General features: G+C 63.5%; 21 protein-coding genes. 13 read left to right on the top strand and 8 right to left on the bottom strand.

Annotated features, from left to right (window positions below):
• Window positions 1-183 precede the first annotated feature (183 nt).
• Complete coding sequence (locus IRL76_RS02670; RefSeq protein ID WP_200982911.1) at window positions 184-696, top strand: hypothetical protein; 513 nt, start codon at window positions 184-186, stop codon at window positions 694-696.
• A gap of 79 nt (window positions 697-775) precedes the next feature.
• Here IRL76_RS02670 and parC read toward each other — a convergent pair whose 3' ends face one another.
• Window positions 776-3,073, bottom strand: coding sequence for a DNA topoisomerase IV subunit A (gene parC, locus IRL76_RS02665; protein WP_200982909.1), 2,298 nt, complete (start codon window positions 3,071-3,073; stop codon window positions 776-778).
• 100 nt (window positions 3,074-3,173) lie between these two features.
• Between parC and IRL76_RS02660 the strand changes: the two genes are divergently transcribed.
• The gene (locus IRL76_RS02660) at window positions 3,174-3,728 is read left to right on the top strand and encodes a type 1 glutamine amidotransferase domain-containing protein (RefSeq protein ID WP_200982907.1); all 555 of its coding nucleotides are present in this window, start codon (window positions 3,174-3,176) and stop codon (window positions 3,726-3,728) included.
• A gap of 180 nt (window positions 3,729-3,908) precedes the next feature.
• Window positions 3,909-4,889 carry a DUF4349 domain-containing protein gene (locus IRL76_RS02655; RefSeq protein ID WP_200982905.1) on the top strand — a complete coding sequence of 327 codons (981 nt, stop codon included), beginning with the start codon at window positions 3,909-3,911 and terminating at the stop codon, window positions 4,887-4,889.
• Here IRL76_RS02655 and IRL76_RS02650 read toward each other — a convergent pair.
• From IRL76_RS02650 to IRL76_RS02640, 3 genes are read right to left on the bottom strand one after another with little or no spacing between them, the layout of a single operon-like run.
• Complete coding sequence (locus tag IRL76_RS02650) at window positions 4,886-5,215, bottom strand: 2Fe-2S iron-sulfur cluster-binding protein (RefSeq protein WP_200982903.1); 330 nt, start codon at window positions 5,213-5,215, stop codon at window positions 4,886-4,888. The two genes, IRL76_RS02655 and IRL76_RS02650, sit on opposite strands and share 4 nt — an antisense overlap.
• The gene (locus tag IRL76_RS02645) at window positions 5,212-6,288 is read right to left on the bottom strand and encodes a cysteine desulfurase family protein (protein ID WP_200982901.1); all 1,077 of its coding nucleotides are present in this window, start codon (window positions 6,286-6,288) and stop codon (window positions 5,212-5,214) included. The genes IRL76_RS02650 and IRL76_RS02645 overlap by 4 nt, the downstream gene beginning before the upstream one ends.
• Entirely contained in the window at window positions 6,285-7,310 is a 1,026-nt protein-coding gene (locus IRL76_RS02640) for a cysteine desulfurase family protein (RefSeq protein ID WP_246449935.1), read from the bottom strand. Before IRL76_RS02640 ends, IRL76_RS02645 begins: the two co-directional genes overlap by 4 nt.
• Window positions 7,311-7,487: 177 nt before the next feature.
• Between IRL76_RS02640 and IRL76_RS02635 the strand changes: the two genes are divergently transcribed.
• Window positions 7,488-8,144: an alpha/beta hydrolase gene (locus IRL76_RS02635; protein ID WP_200982899.1), complete on the top strand. Its 657-nt coding sequence runs from the start codon at window positions 7,488-7,490 to the stop codon at window positions 8,142-8,144.
• 119 nt (window positions 8,145-8,263) lie between these two features.
• Window positions 8,264-8,932: an energy transducer TonB gene (locus IRL76_RS02630; protein WP_200982897.1), complete on the top strand. Its 669-nt coding sequence runs from the start codon at window positions 8,264-8,266 to the stop codon at window positions 8,930-8,932.
• 3 nt (window positions 8,933-8,935) lie between these two features.
• On the opposite strand, the gene IRL76_RS02625 is transcribed toward IRL76_RS02630, so the two are convergent.
• Window positions 8,936-9,148, bottom strand: a complete 213-nt coding sequence (locus IRL76_RS02625; protein ID WP_200982895.1) for a hypothetical protein — start codon at window positions 9,146-9,148, stop codon at window positions 8,936-8,938.
• Between the two features lie 119 nt (window positions 9,149-9,267).
• On the opposite strand from IRL76_RS02625, the gene IRL76_RS02620 reads away from it, so the two are divergent.
• A complete protein-coding gene (locus IRL76_RS02620) occupies window positions 9,268-9,645 on the top strand; it encodes a DUF3597 domain-containing protein (RefSeq protein ID WP_200982893.1) in 378 nt (125 codons plus the stop codon).
• A 37-nt stretch (window positions 9,646-9,682) separates the two neighbouring features.
• Complete coding sequence (locus IRL76_RS02615; protein WP_200982891.1) at window positions 9,683-11,536, top strand: DUF885 domain-containing protein; 1,854 nt, start codon at window positions 9,683-9,685, stop codon at window positions 11,534-11,536.
• A 15-nt stretch (window positions 11,537-11,551) separates the two neighbouring features.
• On the opposite strand, the gene IRL76_RS02610 is transcribed toward IRL76_RS02615, so the two are convergent.
• The 3 genes from IRL76_RS02610 to IRL76_RS02600 all read right to left on the bottom strand — a co-directional run bounded on the left by IRL76_RS02610 (window position 11,552) and on the right by IRL76_RS02600 (window position 14,238).
• Window positions 11,552-12,097, bottom strand: a complete 546-nt coding sequence (locus IRL76_RS02610; RefSeq protein WP_200982889.1) for a DUF937 domain-containing protein — start codon at window positions 12,095-12,097, stop codon at window positions 11,552-11,554.
• Between the two features lie 46 nt (window positions 12,098-12,143).
• On the bottom strand, window positions 12,144-12,506 hold the full coding sequence (locus IRL76_RS02605; RefSeq protein WP_200982887.1) for a hypothetical protein: 363 nt from the start codon (window positions 12,504-12,506) through the stop codon (window positions 12,144-12,146).
• A 118-nt stretch (window positions 12,507-12,624) separates the two neighbouring features.
• Window positions 12,625-14,238, bottom strand: a complete 1,614-nt coding sequence (locus IRL76_RS02600) for a phosphoenolpyruvate carboxykinase (RefSeq protein WP_200982885.1) — start codon at window positions 14,236-14,238, stop codon at window positions 12,625-12,627.
• A 160-nt stretch (window positions 14,239-14,398) separates the two neighbouring features.
• On the opposite strand from IRL76_RS02600, the gene IRL76_RS02595 reads away from it, so the two are divergent.
• From IRL76_RS02595 to IRL76_RS02570, 6 genes are all read left to right on the top strand, one after another.
• On the top strand, window positions 14,399-15,154 hold the full coding sequence (locus IRL76_RS02595; RefSeq protein WP_200982884.1) for a response regulator transcription factor: 756 nt from the start codon (window positions 14,399-14,401) through the stop codon (window positions 15,152-15,154).
• Between the two features lie 19 nt (window positions 15,155-15,173).
• The gene (locus IRL76_RS02590; protein WP_200982882.1) at window positions 15,174-16,739 is read left to right on the top strand and encodes an ATP-binding protein; all 1,566 of its coding nucleotides are present in this window, start codon (window positions 15,174-15,176) and stop codon (window positions 16,737-16,739) included.
• Window positions 16,736-17,182, top strand: a complete 447-nt coding sequence (locus IRL76_RS02585) for an HPr kinase/phosphorylase (protein WP_200982879.1) — start codon at window positions 16,736-16,738, stop codon at window positions 17,180-17,182. The genes IRL76_RS02590 and IRL76_RS02585 overlap by 4 nt, the downstream gene beginning before the upstream one ends.
• 9 nt (window positions 17,183-17,191) lie before the next feature.
• On the top strand, window positions 17,192-18,094 hold the full coding sequence (gene rapZ, locus IRL76_RS02580) for an RNase adapter RapZ (RefSeq protein WP_200982877.1): 903 nt from the start codon (window positions 17,192-17,194) through the stop codon (window positions 18,092-18,094).
• 71 nt (window positions 18,095-18,165) lie between these two features.
• Window positions 18,166-18,591, top strand: coding sequence for a PTS sugar transporter subunit IIA (locus IRL76_RS02575; protein ID WP_200982875.1), 426 nt, complete (start codon window positions 18,166-18,168; stop codon window positions 18,589-18,591).
• Window positions 18,588-18,866 carry an HPr family phosphocarrier protein gene (locus IRL76_RS02570; RefSeq protein WP_200982873.1) on the top strand — a complete coding sequence of 93 codons (279 nt, stop codon included), beginning with the start codon at window positions 18,588-18,590 and terminating at the stop codon, window positions 18,864-18,866. Before IRL76_RS02575 ends, IRL76_RS02570 begins: the two co-directional genes overlap by 4 nt.
• Window position 18,867 lies beyond the last annotated feature (1 nt).

Genomic DNA, 18,867 nt, shown 5'->3' with positions numbered 1-18,867 from the left:
TAAAACGGCCCCTGAGGTTGCCTTTTGGGCCTCAAGCTGAAATAGAGCGCCCGCTCCCTTGGGGATCACAGCGGGATTTGTCGGGCCTTGCTCTCGCCCCGCTCAAAGCCAGTCCTGTCGGCTTTTCTGCGCTTTCGCGTGTGGGAAAGCCGCGTCACGTTGAAACAGTCTTGGAGTAGAAGAATGAAGTTTGCGAAGCTGGCGGTTGCCGCCATTGCTCTTGCTGCCACCCCCGCCCTTGCCAACGACCAGGTCGTTGCCGGCGCCACGGTCACCGGCCCCGAAGGCCAGGCTGTCGGCACCATCGTTTCGGTCGAGAACGGCCAGGCCGTGCTCGACACCGGCAAGCACAAGGTTCCGCTGGGCGTCGAAATGTACGGCCAGGGTGAAGCCGGTCCGACCATCACCGTCACCAAGGCCCAGCTCGACGGCATGATCGACGCGCAGCTGGCCGAAGCCGCGGCGAAGCGCGACGCAGCGTTGGTCGTCGGCGCCGAAGCCATGGCTGCAGATCACGCCGCGCTCGGCACCGTCCTCGAAATCAACGGCAACAATGTCGTGATCGCGCGCGGCGGCGACGAGGCCAACAAGGTCACGCTGCTGCGCTCGCACTTCGACGCAACCGATCACGGCCTCATGGCTCGCCTGACCAACGCCCAGATCGACGCCGCCATGGCGGCGCAGGGCGGTCAGTAAGGAACATTAGCCCAGTCCTTCGGGTCGCATGGGTTTATTGGGGGCCGGGAGCGCATGTCGCTTCCGGCCCTTATTTCGATCAGCCGAAACGATTGTCGCGCGGGAAACCTTGCGGCGGCATCCGCCCTGCCCCGCCGCGCGCGACCTTCCACTGCCACATGTCGCCCTCGGTCCTTGTGCGGCCTTCCTTGCCGCCCATGGTCCAGCTGAGGCCCTCGTCGAGCTTGAAGGTCGTCGCGTCGCTGAGGCCACCATCGCGGTAGCGCTGCAGCGTCACGCCCTGCCCGCGCGCAAGGTCGGGCAGCTCCTCGAGATTGAAGACCACCAGCTTTCGGTTGTCGCCGACCACCGCGACGTGGTCGTGGGTCGCCTCGATCGGCCTCACGACGACCAGCTTCGCCTTGTCCTTGAGGTTAACCACCTGCCGCCCTTTTCGGGTTTCGGCGAGGAGTTCATCGGTAGTCGCGGCAAAACCCTTGCCAGTGGTCGCCGCCAGCAGCAGGCGCTGGCCGGGCCGGTGGACGATGACAGCGACGATGTTCGCCTCGGCCTCAATGTCGAGCGTGTTCCGCACCGGCTCGCCAAAACCGCGCGCGCCGGGCAGCTTGTCCGCGCCAAGTGTGTAGAACCGCCCGTTGTCGGCGGCGAGTAGCAGCTTGTCGGTGGTCTGCGCGTGAAGCACGAAGGCGGGACCATCGCCCTCCTTGAACTTCCATTCCTGGTCGAGCGGCAGGTGCCCCGTCGCCCCGCGCACCCAGCCGCGCTGGGACAGGATGACCGTGATCGGCGCCTTCTCGATCATCGCGTCCATGCTGAATTCGACCGCGGGCGCGGCCTCGGCAATAGTCGTGCGGCGCGCGCCCAGCGGCGTATCCTCGGCGTATTCCTTGCGAAGGGCGTTGAGGTCGCGCTTCAACCGGGTGCGCTGGCGGGCGGGCGAGGACAGCAGTTTTTCGAGCTCGTCCTGTTCCTTCAGCAGCTCGTCGCGCTCCTGCCGCAGCTGCATTTCCTCAAGCTTGCGCAAGGACCGCAGGCGCATGTTGAGGATCGCCTCGGCCTGGCGGTCGGTGAGCTTGAACTCCGCCATCATGACTGCCTTGGGATCGTCCTCGTAACGGATGATCTCGATCACCCGGTCGAGGTTGAGGAAGGCGGTGATGTAGCCTTCGACCAGTTCCAGCCGCCGCGCGATCTGGTCGAGCCGGTGCTGGCTGCGGCGCTGGAGGATGTCGATCTGGCTGACGATCCAGTTGTCGAGCAACTCCTTCAGGCCCATCACCATCGGCGTGCGCGTGTGGTCGAGCACGTTGAGGTTAAGACCGAAGCGCGTCTCCATGTCGGTGAGCTTGTAGATGCTCTCCTTGAGCAGCTCCGGATCGACATTGCGGCTGCGGGGCACGAGGACGATGCGGATCTTCTCGTCGCTCTCGTCGCGCACGTCCTCCAGGATCGGCAGCTTCTTGTCGGCGATCGCCTGGGCGATCTGCTCGATCAGCTTGCCCTTCTGCACCTGGTAGGGGATTTCGGAGATAACCAGCTGCCACTGCCCCCCGCCAAGGCGCTCGATACCCGCCTCGCGGTCCTCCGCCTTGTCCGCCTCAGCCGCGTGGAAGCGGCCGCGCACGCGGAAACTGCCGCGTCCGGTTTCGTAGGCCGCGGCGATGGTGTCTGCACTCTCGGCCACCACACCGCCGGTGGCGAAGTCCGGACCCTTGAACAGTTCCATCAGCCGCGCGTGTTCGACATGCGGGTTGTCGATCACTTCCAGCGTCGCATCGACGATCTCGGCGACGTTGTGGCTAGGGATGTTGGTTGCCATGCCGACCGCGATGCCGCTGGCCCCGTTTGCCAGCAGGTTGGGGAAGAGGCCGGGGAAGATCTCGGGCTCTTCCTCCTCGCCATTGTAGGTCGGGACGAAGTCGACTGTGCCTTCGTCGAGCCCTTCCATCAGGCGCAGCGCGGTCCTGGTCAGGCGCGCTTCGGTGTAGCGGTATGCGGCCGCGTTATCGCCGTCGATATTACCAAAGTTCCCCTGCCCCTCGACCAGCGGATAACGCAGTGCGAAATCCTGCGCGAGGCGGACCATCGCGTCATAGACCGAGGCATCGCCATGCGGATGGTACTTGCCGATGACGTCGCCCACCACGCGGGCAGACTTCTTGAAGGCGGAATTGGGATCGAGCTTCAGCTGCCGCATCGCCCACAAGAGGCGGCGGTGGACCGGCTTCAGACCATCCCGCAAATCGGGCAGCGAGCGGGCGGTAATCGTGCTCAGCGCATAGACGAGGTAGCGCTCGGACAGCGCGGAATCAAAGGGTGCATCGACGATGGCGTCGAAGGGATCGGCGCCGGAATCGTCCAGTTCGGTAGTCGACATGGGCTTCGCCCTACCAGAGCCACGGCTCGCCTGTCAGCACGGAACGCGCCGCTGTCCCCACACGTTGAATGGGTAACAGCAAATCAAGGAGATACACCCCATGAAACATGTCATGATCCTCGCCACCGATGGCTTCGAACAGTCGGAGCTGATGGAGCCCAAGGCCAACCTCGAGAAGGCCGGTTTCGAAACCACTGTCGTGAGCCTCGAAAGCGGCAAGATCCGCGGTTGGGACCAGAAGGACTGGGGCGATGCGGTCAAAGTCGACAAGACGGTGGACGAGATTGATAGCTGCAAGGGCTACGATGCCCTTCTTCTCCCGGGCGGCCAGATGAACCCCGATATCCTGCGCATGAACAAGAAAGCAGTCGAGATCGTGAAGATGTTCGACCACACCAAGAAGCCCATCGCAGCGATCTGCCATGCGCCGTGGATGCTGATCGAAGCAGGCCTGGTCGAGGGCAAGAGTGTCACCAGCTGGCCTTCGGTTCGTACCGACCTGAAGAACGCAGGCGCCAAGGTGGTCGACAAGGAAGTCGTGGTCGACGGAAACCTCATCACCAGTCGCAAGCCAGACGATATTCCGGCCTTCAGCAAGGCGCTGATCGAAATGCTCGGCGTGAAGGTGGACAAGCGCGAACTTGAGACGGCCTGACCTCTCCGAAGCGTCGTAAAATTAGAGGCCCCGCCACCAAGGTGTGGCGGGGCCTTTGCGCGTTTACGCCCTTGCCAAAATACCCCAACGCATCTTATGTTACGTTGTAACATGTACATTGTGGTTGAATTATGTCTTAAATAGGGCGAAAATGTGTCGACGGGAATCGAGGAGAGAGTGATGATCAACAAGCTGCCGCTCATCCTGCTGGCGACTTGCTCGCTTGCTGCATGTGGCCAACAGTCCGACGAGACGACCACCGAGCGCATGACGACGATGGATATCGCCGAAGCGCCACCAGCTAACTATGAATTGGCCGCGCCAGTACCCGACGCCGCTCCGGCACCGCCTCCTGCCCCACCTCCCATGACCGATGCTTCCGTCGAGCAGACCACATCGGTGCCCAGTGCCGACATTCCAGTCGGCGTCCCGCAAGTCGCCTACCGCTACGCCTACGGGTTCCGGCTTCCCTCCAACGCCATTCGTTCCCTGCAGGAACGCCATGCCGACATGTGCGAGGGGAAGGGTCCCGACGTGTGTCGGATTATCTCGATGAACCAGGCCGAGAATGAGGGTGACTACGCCTATGGCAGCCTGACCCTTGCGGTGCGCAGCCGCGATGCGCGGGACTTCGGCAAGGACCTCGCCAATGCCTCGGGCAAGGTCGATGGCGAACTGGTCTCGTCCTCGATCGAAGGCGAGGATCTGTCCAAGAACATCGTCGACACCGAAGCACGGCTGCGCGCCCGCACGGCCTTGCGCGACCGGCTGATGGAAGTGCTGCAGAACCGCAAGGGCACTGTCTCCGAACTCGTTGCCGCCGAGCGCGGCGTGGCGCAGGTCAACGAGGAGATCGACCAGGCGCGCAGCTGGCTGACCGAGATGCGCGGCCGGGTCGCCTATTCGACGATGACAGTCAGCTACGAAAGCGGAAAGCCGAGTGCCGGCGGGTTCGTCGATCCCATCCGCAGCGCCTTCAATTCGCTCGGCGCGCTCTTCGGCAACCTTATCGGCGTGCTGATCGTGCTGCTGGCGGTTCTTGTCCCGCTCGGCGCGATCGTGTGGATCGGAGTGCGCACGTGGCGCCGCCTGGGCTTATCGGCCGGGATCGGCAGCTCGGGCTGGTTGCCCGAGAAGTCCGCTGCGGAAGCGGCGGACTAGATCCGGCGCATGTCGTGACTGTCGGCGGGGATGCTGACGGAAAGCCCGTCAAGCTCCTCGCCGAGCACGATCTGGCAGGACAGGCGGCTGGTGCGGGCGACGCCTGCCGCAAGGTCGAGCATGTCCTCTTCCTCCTCGCAGGCAGCATCAAGCCGGTCGAACCATTCGGGTGCAACGATCACATGGCAGGTAGAACAGGCCATCTGTCCCTCGCATGTCCCCTCGAGCGGCAGGCCGGCCGCCTGCGCCACGCGAAGGAGGTTGTCGCCCGCCGCGGCTTCGGCGGTAACCTGTTCGCCCCGCGACGTGGTGAAATGCACCTTCAAAGTCCCTGCGCCTCCGCTGCTGCATTGATGAGGCGCGCCGCCTCTTCGATTTCCTGCAGAGTAGTATAGCGTCCGAAGCCGAGGCGTATGGAACTTTTGGCTTGGGCATCGGAAAGCCCGATTGCCTTGAGCACGTGGCTTGGCCGGCCCGAACCACTGGCACAGGCGCTGCCGGCGGAAAACATGACCGTGCGGCAGTCGCTCATCAGTCGGGCCACGTCGAGCCCGTCGCGGCGGATGTTGAGATTGCCGTGCCAGCGCGCAGCGGCGCTGCCGTTGAGGGTCCAGTCGGCAAAAAGCTCGCGCGCCCTGTTCCAGAGTGTCTCGACGTGTTCGGCGTCCCGATCGAGCGCTTCATTCGCAAGTTTTGCCGCCGCGCCCATGCCCGCGATCAGTGCCGGGGAAAGGGTGCCGGAACGCAGGCCGAACTCCTGCCCCCCACCGGTCTGCACTTCGGCCAGCTCGACCCCGTCGCGCACCCAGAGCGCACCGACACCCTTGGGCCCGTAGAACTTGTGCGCCGAAATCGCGATCATGTCGGCGGTCGTCACCGGTATCTTGCCGTAGGCCTGCACCGCATCGCAGAGGAACAAGGCATTGTTCTCCTTGGCCTTGCGATGGCAGTCGAGTGTCGGTTGGATCGTCCCGATCTCGTTGTTGACCTGCATCACGCAAACGAGCCGCGTGTCGGCAGGCAGGTCCTGTCGGGCACTGCAAATACCTTCGCTGTCGACCGCGAGGACATGGCTCTTTCCCATTGCCTGCGCAGTATCGCCCACCGCAGAATGTTCGATCGCGGAAAAGGCGACCGTGCCCCCAAGACCCGAGCCGCGGATGGCAAGGTTGAGCGCCTCGGTCGCGCCGGAGGTGAAGATGACGCGGCCCCCCGGCGGAAACAGCGCGGCGACCTGCTCGCGCGCTACCTCGATCGCGGCCTTCGCTTCACGGCCCATGCGGTGTGCGCTGTGGGGATTGCCGAAGCCGGTTCCTCCCGGCCCGTCGAGCCAGCGGATCATCGCATTGCGCGCCTCGGGTGCGAGCGGAGTGGTCGCCTGATAGTCGAGGTAGATCATGCTTTTGCCATCTCAAGCCAGACCTCGCAGAACCGTTCCACCTCCGCGCGGGTGGTGTTCCAGCCGACCGAGACGCGTATCGTGTTGGCCGCGACCTCCGGCTCGACCTGCATCGCTTCCAGCACGCGACTGGTCTTCATCGTGCCGCTGGAACAGGCCGAGCCCTGGCTGACCGCAATTCCCGCCATATCGAAACGCATGACCTGCGCGGTTGCGCTCATGTTCGGCATCGCGACAGCGCGGATATAGGGCGTCGGGTCGGAGAGACGATCGGAAAGCCAGCTCCCGCCAATCTTGCGGCATTTGTCGGCGAGCTCTTCCAGAGGCTCGAGAACCTCGGAGGCGACATACGGATCCGCACAAGCCTCTAGCGCAGCTGCCATGCCGAGCACGCCGGGCAGGTTCTCGGTCCCGCGCCGGTAACCGCGCTCCTGACCGCCGGAAGGGCGGAGCATGGCGAAGTCCTTGACCAGCAGTGCGCCGACACCGATTGGCCCCCCAAACTTGTGCGCCGAAACAATGGCCAGATCGCAACGCGGCAAGTGAAACTTGCCTGCGCTCTGGGCACAGTCCACGAGTAAGAGCCCTTGGCGTTCCCCACAGAGGCTGCGTGCTGACTCAATGTCCTGTCTATTCCCCGTCTCAGAGTTTACCTGCTGGAGGGCCAGGAGCGACCGGCGTGTATTGCCAGCACCCGACCCGGCGACAGGCATCTTCGCCTCGGTCAACCATTCAAATTCGACCGCTCCATCCCGCCCAACGGGCACGCTCTCGCATTCCATATAGTTGGCGCGATGTGAGATAGCGTCGTGCTCAACGGCAGAAGCGAACTGGAACAACACATCTGTGTAATCGAATGCTATGTCGGTCGCCTCGCTCGCTCCGCTCGTAAAGATCACCTCGCCGTCCCACTTGAGCGCCGTCTTCACCCGCTCGCGCGCGTCTTCGAGCATCGCCCGTGCCTTGCGCCCTTCCGCATGCGGCGAGGACGAATTTGCCCAATGGTCGAAGCCCACTTCCATCGCGCGCCGCGCTTCGGGGCGCAGCGGCGTCGTGGCGGCGTGATCGAGGTAGATGCGTTCCGGGATGATACGGGCTCGAAATGATTGCGATTTTGCTTGCGGACCCTATATAGCCCGCGACCTCCCGCGCGCCACCCGTGGCCTGCGACCAAGCACAATTCGACAGGTATCCCGCCCATGCCGACCGTCATCTTCCCCGGCCCCGAAGGCCGCCTCGAAGGCCGTTTCTCTCCCGCCCCGCGCCCGCGCGCGCCCGTGGCGATGATTCTCCACCCGCACCCGCAGGGCGGCGGCACCATGAACGAGCAGATCACGCAGCGTCTCTACAAGACCTTCGTGAACCGCGGTTTCGCGACCCTGCGCTTCAATTTCCGCGGCGTCGGCCGCAGCCAGGGCAGCTTCGACAATGGCGTTGGCGAACTTAGTGATGCGGCAAGTGCACTCGACTGGGTGCAGCAGATCCATCCCGAAGCGCAGACGACCTGGATCGCCGGGGTCAGCTTCGGCGCGCTCATCGGCATGCAGCTGCTCATGCGCCGCCCGGAGATTCGCGGCTGGATCTCCATCGGTGCTCCGGCGAGCATGTATGACTTCTCCTTCCTCGCCCCCTGCCCTGCCAGCGGCATCTTCATCCATGGCGCACAGGATACTGTGGTGCAGCCCAACTCGGTCACCAAGCTGGTCGAGAAACTGCGCACGCAGAAGCACATCACGGTGCATCACGAGGAAATCCCGCGCGCCAACCATTTCTTCGAGAACGAGCAGGAAGACCTGATGAAGTCGGTCGACAACTACCTCGACTTCCGCCTCGATCCGAGCTGCCCGATCAAGTGATCCGATAGACGAAGTACCGCTTCGCACTCCGAGCGTGCTTGACTCTGCAATGTTATGTTGTAACATTGCTAGAACGAGGAAGCGGTCAGCGCTTCCCGCTTTGGAAGAGGAGCACGCTCATGTCCTTTGTCGACCAATCCCGCAGGCCGTCACCCGCCAGCATGGCGGCGGTGGTGGGCATCCATGCGGCCATCGGTTTCGCGCTGGTCGCCGGTCTCACGATCAGCGGCGGACTACCGGAAATTATCAACAAGATGGACGTGCGGGACATTCCGGAAGCCCCTCCGCCGCCACCGCCTCCCCCAGTCGACGAGGTAGTACCGCAGGAAAGCGTGACCCCACCCGTCTTCGTCCCCCAGCCGAAGTTCGAACTCAAACCGATCAACCCGCCGGTCGAAACCACGGAACTCATCCCCCCGCCCGTCCCCCTGCCGCAGCCGGGCACCGGTCCGGTCATCGAAACGCCGCGGCCCTCACCCAAGCCGAGCTTCGACGCGGTTGCTGCAAAGCCGCGCAATGATCCCTCGCGGTGGCTGACCAATGCCGACTACAAGCCCAGCTGGGCGCGGCGCGAACTGACCGGGCTTGCCAAGTTCCGGCTCGAGATTTCAGCCAACGGCAAGGTCACCAATTGCAGCGTTACCGGTTCTACCGGACATAGCGAACTCGATGAAGCGACCTGCAGTCTCGTCACTCGCAGAGCGCGTTTCGAACCTGCACGTGGCGGCAGCGGCGAGCCGGTCGCTGGCAGCTACACCGGTTCCGTCATCTGGGAATTGCCCGAGTAGCTCCTATTCCCCCGCGCCCCGGTCGACCTTTTCGATCGGGGCGCTCCCGCTCGCATCGGGCAAGGTCCAGATGGCAACATTGACCAGCGCGACTGCGGCCAGAAGCACCATCAGCACGGCGTTCTTCAGGTTGCCGGTCCGGCGCCACATGAAGAAGGCACCGATAATCAGCAATATCGCGGCAAGGACAGTGAGCGAGAGTACGGCATCGAGCATGCGTAAGCCATAGCCTCACGAACGCGACCTTCAAGCCCTGCGACGGAACACCCGCGACACTGCCTCGTTACTCAATCAGGCGCAGCCCATCCGGGACGCTGGCACATGGAGGACGCAGCATGAGCATTTTCGGCAAGATCAAGGACGCAATCTTCGGCAAAAAGGCTCAGGCGCAAGAAGCTCCGACGCCGCAGCCCACCGGCAACGCATGGGCCGATGCCCCGGTTGTTGAGCAAAAGGCCGTCCCCGTAATAGATATTGAAAGCAATCTCGACGCCATGCCGGGCGCGGACAAGCTCAACTGGCGCACATCGATCGTCGACCTGATGAAGCTGATCGGCGTCGATTCCGACTACGCTCACCGCAAGGAACTGGCGACCGAATTTGGCCGTGAGGATTATTCGGGCAGCGCCGAGGACAACATCTGGCTCCATCGCCGAGTGATGAACGAACTTGCGGCCAATGGCGGCAAGGTCCCGGCCGAATTCCTCGATTGATTTGACAGTATCTGGCGGGCGGGTCACACCGCCCGCCATGACCCAGACCAGCTTCGACATCACCCGTCGCCAGGCCCTCGCAGGACTTGGCGCCACGACCGCGCTCACCCTCAGCGGCTGCGCCAGCCTCCCGCGCGACGAAATGGTTGGGAAGGCGGCCCAGATCGGCGCAGACCGGCTGCTCGAAGTGGTTGCCTACAACCTGCTGGAGCACGAACCGGGCCGTGCTACCTCGCTCGGCGTCGATACGGGTCGCTATGCGTATTTGCGCGGCAAGCTGGAGGACCAGACGCAGGCCGGGCAGCAGGCCTTTGCAGCGACTTTGCGTCAGGACCTTGCACGCGTTGCGGCCTATCCGCGTGACGGGCTCGACAGCGACACCGTCACCAACCTCGATGTCGTTCAAAGCGCCTACGAAGTCGCGCTGGATGGCTTCGCCCTCCCCTATGGCGACACACCCGTCGGCAATTGGCGAACCGCCCCCTACGTCGTTATCCAGAACGTCGGCGAGTACCTCGCCATGCCGCGCTTCATGCAGTCCGACCAGAAGGTCGAGAATGGCGACGATGCCGATGCCTACATCCAGCGCGTCGAGGCCTTCCCCGCCACACTCGATGGCGAACTTGAGCGGATCAAGGCGGCCCGCGCGATGGGCGTTGTGCCGCCCGCATTCCTGATCGACAAGACCATCCGCCAGATGGAACAGACCATCGAAAGCGCCAGCAAGGGCGAGCTCTTCGCCGACGATCTGCGTGCCAAGCTGAAATCAACCGGCATGCCGGAGAGCCATGCCAATCGTGCGCTTACGCTGGAAACCGGGCCGATCGCCGATGCGCTGTTGCGACAGCTGGCAGAGCTCAAGGCCGAACGTGCCGTAGCCACCGATGCTCCGGGCATTTCCGTCCGGCCGCATGGCGAGGAGTTCTATGCCTGGGCCCTGCGGTCGAGCACGACGACCACCATGAGTGCCGACGAGATACATCGCCAGGGCCTCGACGAACTCGAGGCGTTGCACGGCCGGATGGACCCGATCCTGCGCGAGATCGGCTACACCACGGGATCGGTCGGGGAACGGATGCAGGCGCTGGGCCAGGATGCGCGCTACAAGTTTTCGCCGGGCGATGCAGGGCGCGAAGAGATCATGGCGTTCATCTGGGAACGGGTGAACTGGGTGAAGTCGCAAATGCCGCGCGCTTTCAACACGCTGGTCAATCCGAACATGGAGGTGAAACGCATCCCGCCGGCGGAGGAAGTCGGCGCGCCGGGCGCCTATGGCGGCGCAGGGAGCAAGGACGGCACGATCCCGGGCCGCTTCTGGATCAACCTGCGCAGCACAGACCTGCATCGCAAATACGACCTCGCCGATCTGGCTTTCCACGAATCCATCCCCGGTCACATCTGGGAAGGCGAGTTCTCCAACCGCCTGTCGCTCATCCGCTCGATCCTTGCCTTCAACCCGTTCAGCGAAGGCTGGGCGCTCTATGCGGAGCAACTGGCGGACGAGCTTGGGGCTTACGACGACTTCGCGGTCGGCCGCCTGGGCTACCTGCAGAGCCTCGCCTTCCGCGCCTGCCGCATGGTCGTCGACACCGGTCTCCACTCGAAAGGCTGGAGCCGCGAGCAGGCCGTGCGTTTCTTCGTCGAGCGCAACGGCAGCAAGCGCGAGGAAGTCGAAAGCGAGGTCGATCGCTATTGCAGCTGGCCCGGTCAGGCTACCGGCTACAAGCTCGGTCACAGCCGCATCGTCGACCAGCGCAAGCGCGCTCAGGCCGAGCTCGGCGGCGCCTACGATCTCAAGGCTTTCAACGACGCCGTCATTCTCGGCGGAAATGTGCCGATGGACGTGCTGGAAAAGAACGTCGGCCGTTACATCGCGCGGGTGAAGGGCTGATACTTCGCTGAGCGGTTAGCGCCGCATCATGCCAGTCACCACCTGACCAAGAATGCCGCCGAGCGCACCGCCGAGCGGGCTTCCCCCGCTCGCGCCACTGCCGCCCTGGTTCTGGTTCATCATGTATCCCACCACTGCCATCGCCAGGATCGGGAGCATTTTCTTCAGTATCCCGGCATCGATGCCGGTCGATCCGGCAACTTCCTCTGCAACGCCCCGGCTCACGTCTTTGCTGCCGAATATCTGACCAAGGATGTCGTTGCCCGGTTGGGTGGGCGTAGGTTCCTTCTTGAGGACGGCATCCAGGAGAACGCCACCCAGTCCGCCGCCAAGCGCTCCGCCGATGCCACCGCCAGCGCCGCTGCCGCCCAAAGCCGCGCCCAGGATGTCGCCCAGACCGCCGGTCGGTGCTGCCGTTGCAGTGGTCTGCCTCCCCATGCCCGCCACAATTGCCGGCAGGAGAGCACCCGCACCGATGCGGGCCGTCTGTTCGTCGATACCCAGTTCGCTGGCCATGCTCTCGATAACCCCGCTTTGCTGCAGGGCTTGGGACAGGTTCATAGCTTTCTCCTCTGCGATGGAAGTGGGCGCAGACACACCCGGGTCGTTACTTCTTGCCGAGCAATCCGCTCGCCAGTCCGGCTATGTCGTCGAGCGGATTACCGTCGCCGTCCTGGTCGAGCATGCCGAGAATATTTTTCGCCTGCGGATTGGCGCCGACCATTCGAGCATACTCGGCGAGGGATCCTTCGCCGCCGATCTGTTCGACCAGCCTGGCGAGAGTACCTGTGTCGAGGCCGGTAAGGGCTGCCGCCGACTGCACCGTATCAACGGGCTCAGCATGGGCCTTGCCCAAAGCGGCAATGGCCTTTTCCGCGATGCCCGGGTCGATGCCGACCTTTGCCGCGACGTTGACGACATCGTCGGGGGCATTGGCCATGTTCTTCAGGATCGAATCGAAGACGCTCATCATCCTTCTCCCACTGCGGAAACAGCGAGAGTGTACCGCCGGGGCTGCAAAGAAACAGCCCCCGGTCCGCTTCCCCTCAGGGCAGCGGCCGGGGGCCTCCTCTCCAACTCGTGCGGCGTCAGGCGGCGGCGGGGGCCGCGTCGCGGACGCCCTGGTCGACATGCGCAGCGAAGGGCTGGAAGTTGTCGACGAAGAGCTGCACCAGCTTGTGCGCGGTGCGGTCGTATTCCTCCTTGTCCGCCCAGGTCGAACGCGGATCGAGAATGGTGCTGTCGACGCCTTCGACGATGACAGGCACTTCGAAACCGAAATTGGGGTCCTTGCGGAACGGAGCGTTGTTGAGGCTGCCGTCGAGCGCAGCGTTGAGCAGCGCACGGGTAGCCTTGATCGGCATGCGGTTGCCGGTGCCGTACTTGCCGCCGGTCCAGCCGGTGTTGACGAGCCAGCACTGCACTTCGCCCTTGGCGATACGCTCCTTGAGGAGGTTGCCGTAGACGCTCGGGTGGCGCGGCATGAAGGGTGCACCAAAGCAGGTGCTGAAGGTGGCTTCGGGTTCGGTCACGCCGATCTCCGTCCCGGCGACCTTGGCGGTATAACCCGAGAGGAAATAGTACATCGCCTGGTCCGGCGTGAGGCGTGCGATCGGGGGCAGGACGCCGAAGGCATCGGCGGTCAGCATGATCACGTTCGACGGCGGCGGGCCCATGTTCTCGGCCGAGGTGTTCGGGATCGAGGACAGCGGATAAGCACCGCGAGTATTCTCGGCGAGGGTGTTGTCGTCGAGGTCGATCTCTCCCGCATCGTTCATCACGACGTTCTCGAGCACGGTGCCTTCCATTTTGGTGGTGGCATAGATTTCCGGCTCGGCCTCGGGGTTGAGCCGGATCATCTTTGCGTAGCAGCCGCCTTCGAAATTGAAGACTGCCGTGTCCGACCAGCCATGCTCGTCGTCACCGATCAGCGTGCGGCTGGCGTCGGCCGAAAGCGTGGTCTTGCCGGTGCCCGAAAGGCCGAAGAAGACGGCGGTCTTGCCGTCGGGGCCGACGTTGGCCGAACAGTGCATGGGCATGACGCCCTTGGCGGGCAGCAGGTAGTTGAGGATGCCGAAGACGCTCTTCTTCATCTCGCCCGCGTACTTGGTACCGCCGATGAGGATCAGCTTCTCGCTGAGGTTCACTGCGATCACGGTTTCGCTGCGCGTGCCGTGGCGGTCAGGGTCAGCCTGGAAGCTCGGCAGGTCGATGATCGTGTATTCGGGCACGAAGCCTTCAAGTTCGGCCTCGGTCGGGCGCACCAGCAGAGTGCGGATGAACTGGTTGTGCCAGGCAAGCTCGTTGATAACGCGTACGTTCACCCGGTATTCGGGCTGCGAACCGCCGAACAGGTCTGCGACGAAGAGTTCCTTCTTGTCGGCGACTGCGGCCATGAAATCGGCCTTGAGCGCAGCGAAGTTCTCCGGCGTCATCGAGGCATTGTTGTCCCACCACACGGTGTTCTCGGTCTCGCTATCGCGGACGATGAACTTGTCCTTGGCGCTGCGGCCGGTGTGGCGGCCCGTCTCCACGACCAGCGGTCCGTCCTTGGCGCGGCGGCCCTCGCCACGTTCGAGCGCGGCGGCGGTAAGTTCACCGGAATCGAGGTTGGGGTGGATGGTGGCGGCAGTTTCGATGCCCTGATCGGACAGCGAGTGGGAAAGCGGGAAAGTCACCAGGAATATCTCCAGCGCGCGCATGCGTTACTGTGATGGAATCATCTGCGCATACGAATGCGCAGCACTCGATTTTTCGCATAGTAGCGCAGTGCCGCTGCGTCAAACCGGGCGCGACGAATTGTGCTTAATGCAGGTAAGGCTCGCGTTGTTTTGCACCGATAAAAGCGATAGGCACCCGATCATGAGCAGCGATGCGATCCTGGGGGCGAACCCCGACGACCCGGACCAGACGGTAATCGCGCTGGTCGACGACGACCGCAATATCCTCACAACGGTGTCCATCGCCCTGCAGGCTGAAGGTTTCGCCACGCGCGTCTATTCGGATGGCGAGGCGGCGCTCGGAGCGCTCCTGACCAACCCGCCTGACCTCGCCATCTTCGACATCAAGATGCCCAAGATGGACGGAATGGAACTGCTGCGCCGGCTACGCGAAAAATCGCCGCTTCCGGTGATCTTCCTCACCAGCAAGGATGACGAGGCGGACGAGGAAGCCGGCCTGCAGATGGGTGCCGACGACTATATCGCCAAACCCTTCAGCTTGCGCCTGCTGCTGGCGCGCATCCGCACGATCTTGCGCCGCAGCGATGCAAGACGACCGCTGACGATGACCGATGCGCTTGACGATCCGCCGGGCGAAATCATCGAGCGCGGCCGACTCCACATGGATCCGGCACGTCACCATGTCACCTGGGACGGCAAGCCGGTTTCGCTGACCGTGACCGAGTTCCTTCTGCTCGAAGCGCTGGCTTCGCGACCCGGAGTCATCAAGAGCCGCAACCAGCTGATGGATGCTGCCTACCCCGACGACGTCTTCGTCGACGACCGGACGGTCGACAGCCACATCAAGCGCATGCGGCGCAAGTTCCGCAGCATCGACAATACCTTCTCCGCCATCGAAACGCTCTACGGCGCTGGCTACAGCTTCAGCGACGGCTGAAGTGGGTCCGGGACAGGCCATGTCGGAGATCGGCAGCGTCCTGAAGGGCGATCCGCGCCTCGAGAAACTGCGCTGGTCGCGCAGGCTGTCGCTGACCAGCCGCATACTCTTCGTGAACATCTTGCCGCTGGTGCTGCTGGGTGGCGGTGTCATCTACGTCGATGCCTACCGCAAGCAGCTTCTCGACGAACGCTTCAAGCTGGCGCTGGTCGAAGCGCAGATCACTGCCGAGGCGCTCGCCGGCGCGACGCGCCAGAGGCAGGATGCCCTGCTCATCCAGATCGGCAAGGAACAGCGCCTGCGCCTCAGGGTGTACAATCCCAAGGGCGAACTCGAATCCGACAGCTTTGCCCTCGCTCCGCCGAGTTTCGACCTGCCCGAGCCTTCAGAAGTCGACCAGACCGACTTCGCACTGCGCATGGACCGCTGGTTCGACCGGGTTGTCGGCGCACCCGCCCTACCCGATTATCGCGAGCCTGAAAGCGACGACGTGGCCGATTGGCCGGAGCTTACGCGCGCCCGCGAGGAAAGCCTCACGCAGATCGTCCTGCGCGATGCACCCGATGGCACCCACGTCATCAATGCGGCCGCACCTGTCGGCCTCGATGGCGAGACGCTGCTGCTCACGCGCAATCCGGTCGACATTACCGAAAGCGTTCGCGAGGCGCGCTCGACCGTTGCGGTAGTCGTCCTGCTTGCTTTGCTGGTTTCGACCCTGCTCTCTTTCTTCCTCGCGCAAACCATTGTCCGACCCTTGCGTGAACTGGTGCAGGCGGCTGTCCGCGTGCGGCAGGGTCGCGACCGCGAAGTCGTCGTTCCACGCCTCCCGCAACGGCGTGACGAAATCGGCATGCTCGCTCGTGCATTGTCCGACATGACCGGTGCCCTGCGCCAGAGGATCGACGCGGTCGAGAGCTTTGCCGCCGATGTCGCCCATGAAATCAAGAACCCGCTGGCGAGCCTGCGCAGTGCCACGGAATCACTCGCCAAGGTGCAGGATCCAGCGCTCAAGGAGCAGCTGCTCGACATAGCCACCCACGACGTCCAGCGCATCGATCGCTTGGTCACGGAAATCTCCGACGCCAGCCGCATCGATGCCGAACTCTCTCGCGCCGAGTTCGAACCGGTCGATCTCGAAATGCTGTTGTCCAATATCGTCTCCGCCCGCGAGGAGCGTGAGGAGAATGAAGGGCGAAAGCTCGTCGTCGAGATCAACGGTGGTCCCATGTCCGTCCTCGGCGTCCCGATCCGGCTCGAGCGCGTGATCGACAACCTTCTCGACAATGCGGTGTCGTTCTCCCCGACTGGCGGTGAGATCCGCGCCAACCTGACCCGGAAGGACGGCTGGATTACCCTCGCGATTTCCGATGAAGGCCCGGGCATTCCCGTCGAAAAGCGCGAGAAGGTGTTCCAGCGCTTCCATTCCGACCGGCCGGATGGCGAAGACTTCGGCAAACATTCGGGCCTTGGCCTCGCCATCGCGCGTACCATTGCCGAAGCGCATGACGGAACGCTGGTCGCCACGTCCCGTGCCGACGGCAAGGAAGGCGCCTGCCTTGTCTTCGGAATTCCCGCCAAGCGATGACGTCCACGGTCTTGCCCAACGTAACCGCGGTTGCGATCGACGGACGCGCCCTGTTGATCGAAGGGCCATCGGGAAGCGGCAAGACCTCGCTGGCATTGGCGCTGATCGACAGGGGAGCAATGCTCATCGGTGACGATGCGGTAACGCTCGTGAATGACGGTGGCCAGCTTGTCGCCGCTCCACCACCGAACACTCGCGGAAAGATCGAGGTCCGTAATGTCGGCATCGTCGAAATGCCTGCGATGGAAGCGCCCGTCGCGATCATACTCACGCTCGACCATGATGCGGAACGATATCCGCTGGAACTCGGATTCCGCGAGCTTGAAGGCGTTGCAATCCCGCTCCTGCGTTTCGCACCGGGAGATGCGGTCCAGGCGATCAGGGCGGAATATGCTCTGCTGAAGCACGGGCTTGGCTTCCCTAGCCCCACGCAAACCGCATAATTGACCGCGATGCCCGGCGATTCGGAAACTTCCTCAATCCAGCGGATCCTGCTGGTGACCGGCCTCTCGGGCGCGGGAAAGACCACTGCGCTGCAAGTGCTCGAGGATCTGGGGTGGGAGGCGATCGACAATTTTCCAGTGCGCCTGCTGGCCGGCCTGGTGGGTGGTGACAAGAACCCCACCCCCCTCGCGATCGGCTTCGATTCGAGGACCCGCGGCTTTGCTCCGACCGAGATCATTGCCCTGTGCAAGCAGCTGGACGCGCGTGCCGACATCGAATTGACGACACTCTTCATCGATTGCGCCAGCGGCGAACTGGAGCGACGCTACAACGAAACACGTCGCCCGCATCCAATGGCTCGCGGCCGACCGGCGCTCGATGGCATCAAGGCCGAACGCGAACTGCTCGAACCCCTCCGCCGCTGGGCCGAGATCGTCGTCGACACGTCGGACTTCTCGTCCAACCAGTTGCAGCAGGTCATCCGTGAAAGTTTTTCCGACACGGCCGAGCGCAGCATGACGGTGACTGTATCCAGCTTCGGCTTCGCACGGGGAATGCCGCCATTGGCCGACCTGCTGTTCGACATGCGCTTTCTCGACAACCCCCACTGGGTTCCGGAACTGCGCGAGAAGACGGGATTGGACAACGCCGTGGGCTCACACATCGCCGCCGATCCCTCGTTCGAGCCGGCTTTCGAACGGATCGTCGCCCTTATCACCGAGCTGCTGCCGCGGTACGCGGCGCAGGGACGCAGCTACCTGAACATCGCTTTCGGCTGTACCGGCGGGAGACACCGCTCGGTTTACAGTGCGGAACGCGCGGCCGAGGTCTTGCGCAAGGCGGGGTTTTCGCCCACGGTCATTCATCGCAACCTGGGAAGCAGGCCGGCAGATCCACTCGAACGGCGTTGATTCCCGAGCCGCATGATGCTTGAGAGCGCGGCACGAGTCCTTCCAAGGGAACAGTTCGGAACAAGTCGCGCATGATTGGCATGATCCTCGTCACCCACGGCAAGCTTGCCGAGCACTTCATCGACGCGATGGAGCATGTGGTGGGCAAACAGGAAGGGGTTGCAACAATCTGCATCGGCCCCAACGACGACATGGAGCAGCGGCGCCAGGATATTTCCGACGCCATTGCCAAGGTCGACACGGGCGACGGCGCCATCATCCTCACCGACCTGTTCGGTGGCACGCCCTCCAATCTCGCGATTTCGCTGCTGGACACTGGCCGCATCGAGGTGATTGCAGGCATCAACCTGCCCATGCTCATCCGCCTCGCCGGTGCGCGCAAGTCGATGAATGTCGTCGACGCCGTCCATGCCGCGCAGACTGCCGGACGCAACTACATCACCGTCGCTTCCGAATTCCTCGGCCAGGATATCTCCAGCGCACGGAAGGCGTCTTGAGCGAACTGCGCCGCACCCTTACCGTGGTCAACCAGCGCGGCCTGCATGCTCGCGCCAGTGCGAAGTTCGTCAACGCGGTTTCGGAATTGCCCGACGGTTGCAGCGTCCGCGTGACCAAAGGCGACAACGAAGCGGCTGGCGGCTCCATCCTTGGCCTGATGATGCTCGGCGCGGCGAAGGGCGATGTCATCGAGATCATCGTCACCGGCAGTGGCAGCGAGGATGCCATGGCCGGGCTCGCCGCCATGGTCGAGGACGGTTTCGGAGAACCCTGAC

It is taken from the genome of Qipengyuania soli (genome assembly GCF_015529805.1).
Lineage (GTDB): Bacteria > Pseudomonadota > Alphaproteobacteria > Sphingomonadales > Sphingomonadaceae > Qipengyuania > Qipengyuania soli.
Note: the sequence above shows the minus strand (reverse complement) of the source record. Positions and strands in the feature narration are given on the sequence as shown.

What these genes read in the sequence shown, in the direction of transcription:
- IRL76_RS02605 (WP_200982887.1), bottom strand. Translation starts at nt 12,506, where the DNA reads ATGAGCGTCTTCGATTCGATCCTGAAGAACATGGCCAATGCCCCCGAC.
- IRL76_RS02585 (WP_200982879.1), top strand. Translation starts at nt 16,736, where the DNA reads ATGACGTCCACGGTCTTGCCCAACGTAACCGCGGTTGCGATCGACGGA.
- IRL76_RS02595 (WP_200982884.1), top strand. Translation starts at nt 14,399, where the DNA reads ATGAGCAGCGATGCGATCCTGGGGGCGAACCCCGACGACCCGGACCAG.
- IRL76_RS02610 (WP_200982889.1), bottom strand. Translation starts at nt 12,097, where the DNA reads ATGAACCTGTCCCAAGCCCTGCAGCAAAGCGGGGTTATCGAGAGCATG.
- IRL76_RS02630 (WP_200982897.1), top strand. Translation starts at nt 8,264, where the DNA reads ATGTCCTTTGTCGACCAATCCCGCAGGCCGTCACCCGCCAGCATGGCG.
- IRL76_RS02590 (WP_200982882.1), top strand. Translation starts at nt 15,174, where the DNA reads ATGTCGGAGATCGGCAGCGTCCTGAAGGGCGATCCGCGCCTCGAGAAA.
- IRL76_RS02575 (WP_200982875.1), top strand. Translation starts at nt 18,166, where the DNA reads ATGATTGGCATGATCCTCGTCACCCACGGCAAGCTTGCCGAGCACTTC.
- rapZ (WP_200982877.1), top strand. Translation starts at nt 17,192, where the DNA reads ATGCCCGGCGATTCGGAAACTTCCTCAATCCAGCGGATCCTGCTGGTG.
- IRL76_RS02600 (WP_200982885.1), bottom strand. Translation starts at nt 14,238, where the DNA reads ATGCGCGCGCTGGAGATATTCCTGGTGACTTTCCCGCTTTCCCACTCG.
- IRL76_RS02640 (WP_246449935.1), bottom strand. Translation starts at nt 7,310, where the DNA reads ATGGAAGTGGGCTTCGACCATTGGGCAAATTCGTCCTCGCCGCATGCG.
- IRL76_RS02620 (WP_200982893.1), top strand. Translation starts at nt 9,268, where the DNA reads ATGAGCATTTTCGGCAAGATCAAGGACGCAATCTTCGGCAAAAAGGCT.
- IRL76_RS02655 (WP_200982905.1), top strand. Translation starts at nt 3,909, where the DNA reads ATGATCAACAAGCTGCCGCTCATCCTGCTGGCGACTTGCTCGCTTGCT.
- IRL76_RS02615 (WP_200982891.1), top strand. Translation starts at nt 9,683, where the DNA reads ATGACCCAGACCAGCTTCGACATCACCCGTCGCCAGGCCCTCGCAGGA.
- IRL76_RS02625 (WP_200982895.1), bottom strand. Translation starts at nt 9,148, where the DNA reads ATGCTCGATGCCGTACTCTCGCTCACTGTCCTTGCCGCGATATTGCTG.
- parC (WP_200982909.1), bottom strand. Translation starts at nt 3,073, where the DNA reads ATGTCGACTACCGAACTGGACGATTCCGGCGCCGATCCCTTCGACGCC.
- IRL76_RS02660 (WP_200982907.1), top strand. Translation starts at nt 3,174, where the DNA reads ATGAAACATGTCATGATCCTCGCCACCGATGGCTTCGAACAGTCGGAG.
- IRL76_RS02670 (WP_200982911.1), top strand. Translation starts at nt 184, where the DNA reads ATGAAGTTTGCGAAGCTGGCGGTTGCCGCCATTGCTCTTGCTGCCACC.
- IRL76_RS02635 (WP_200982899.1), top strand. Translation starts at nt 7,488, where the DNA reads ATGCCGACCGTCATCTTCCCCGGCCCCGAAGGCCGCCTCGAAGGCCGT.
- IRL76_RS02645 (WP_200982901.1), bottom strand. Translation starts at nt 6,288, where the DNA reads ATGATCTACCTCGACTATCAGGCGACCACTCCGCTCGCACCCGAGGCG.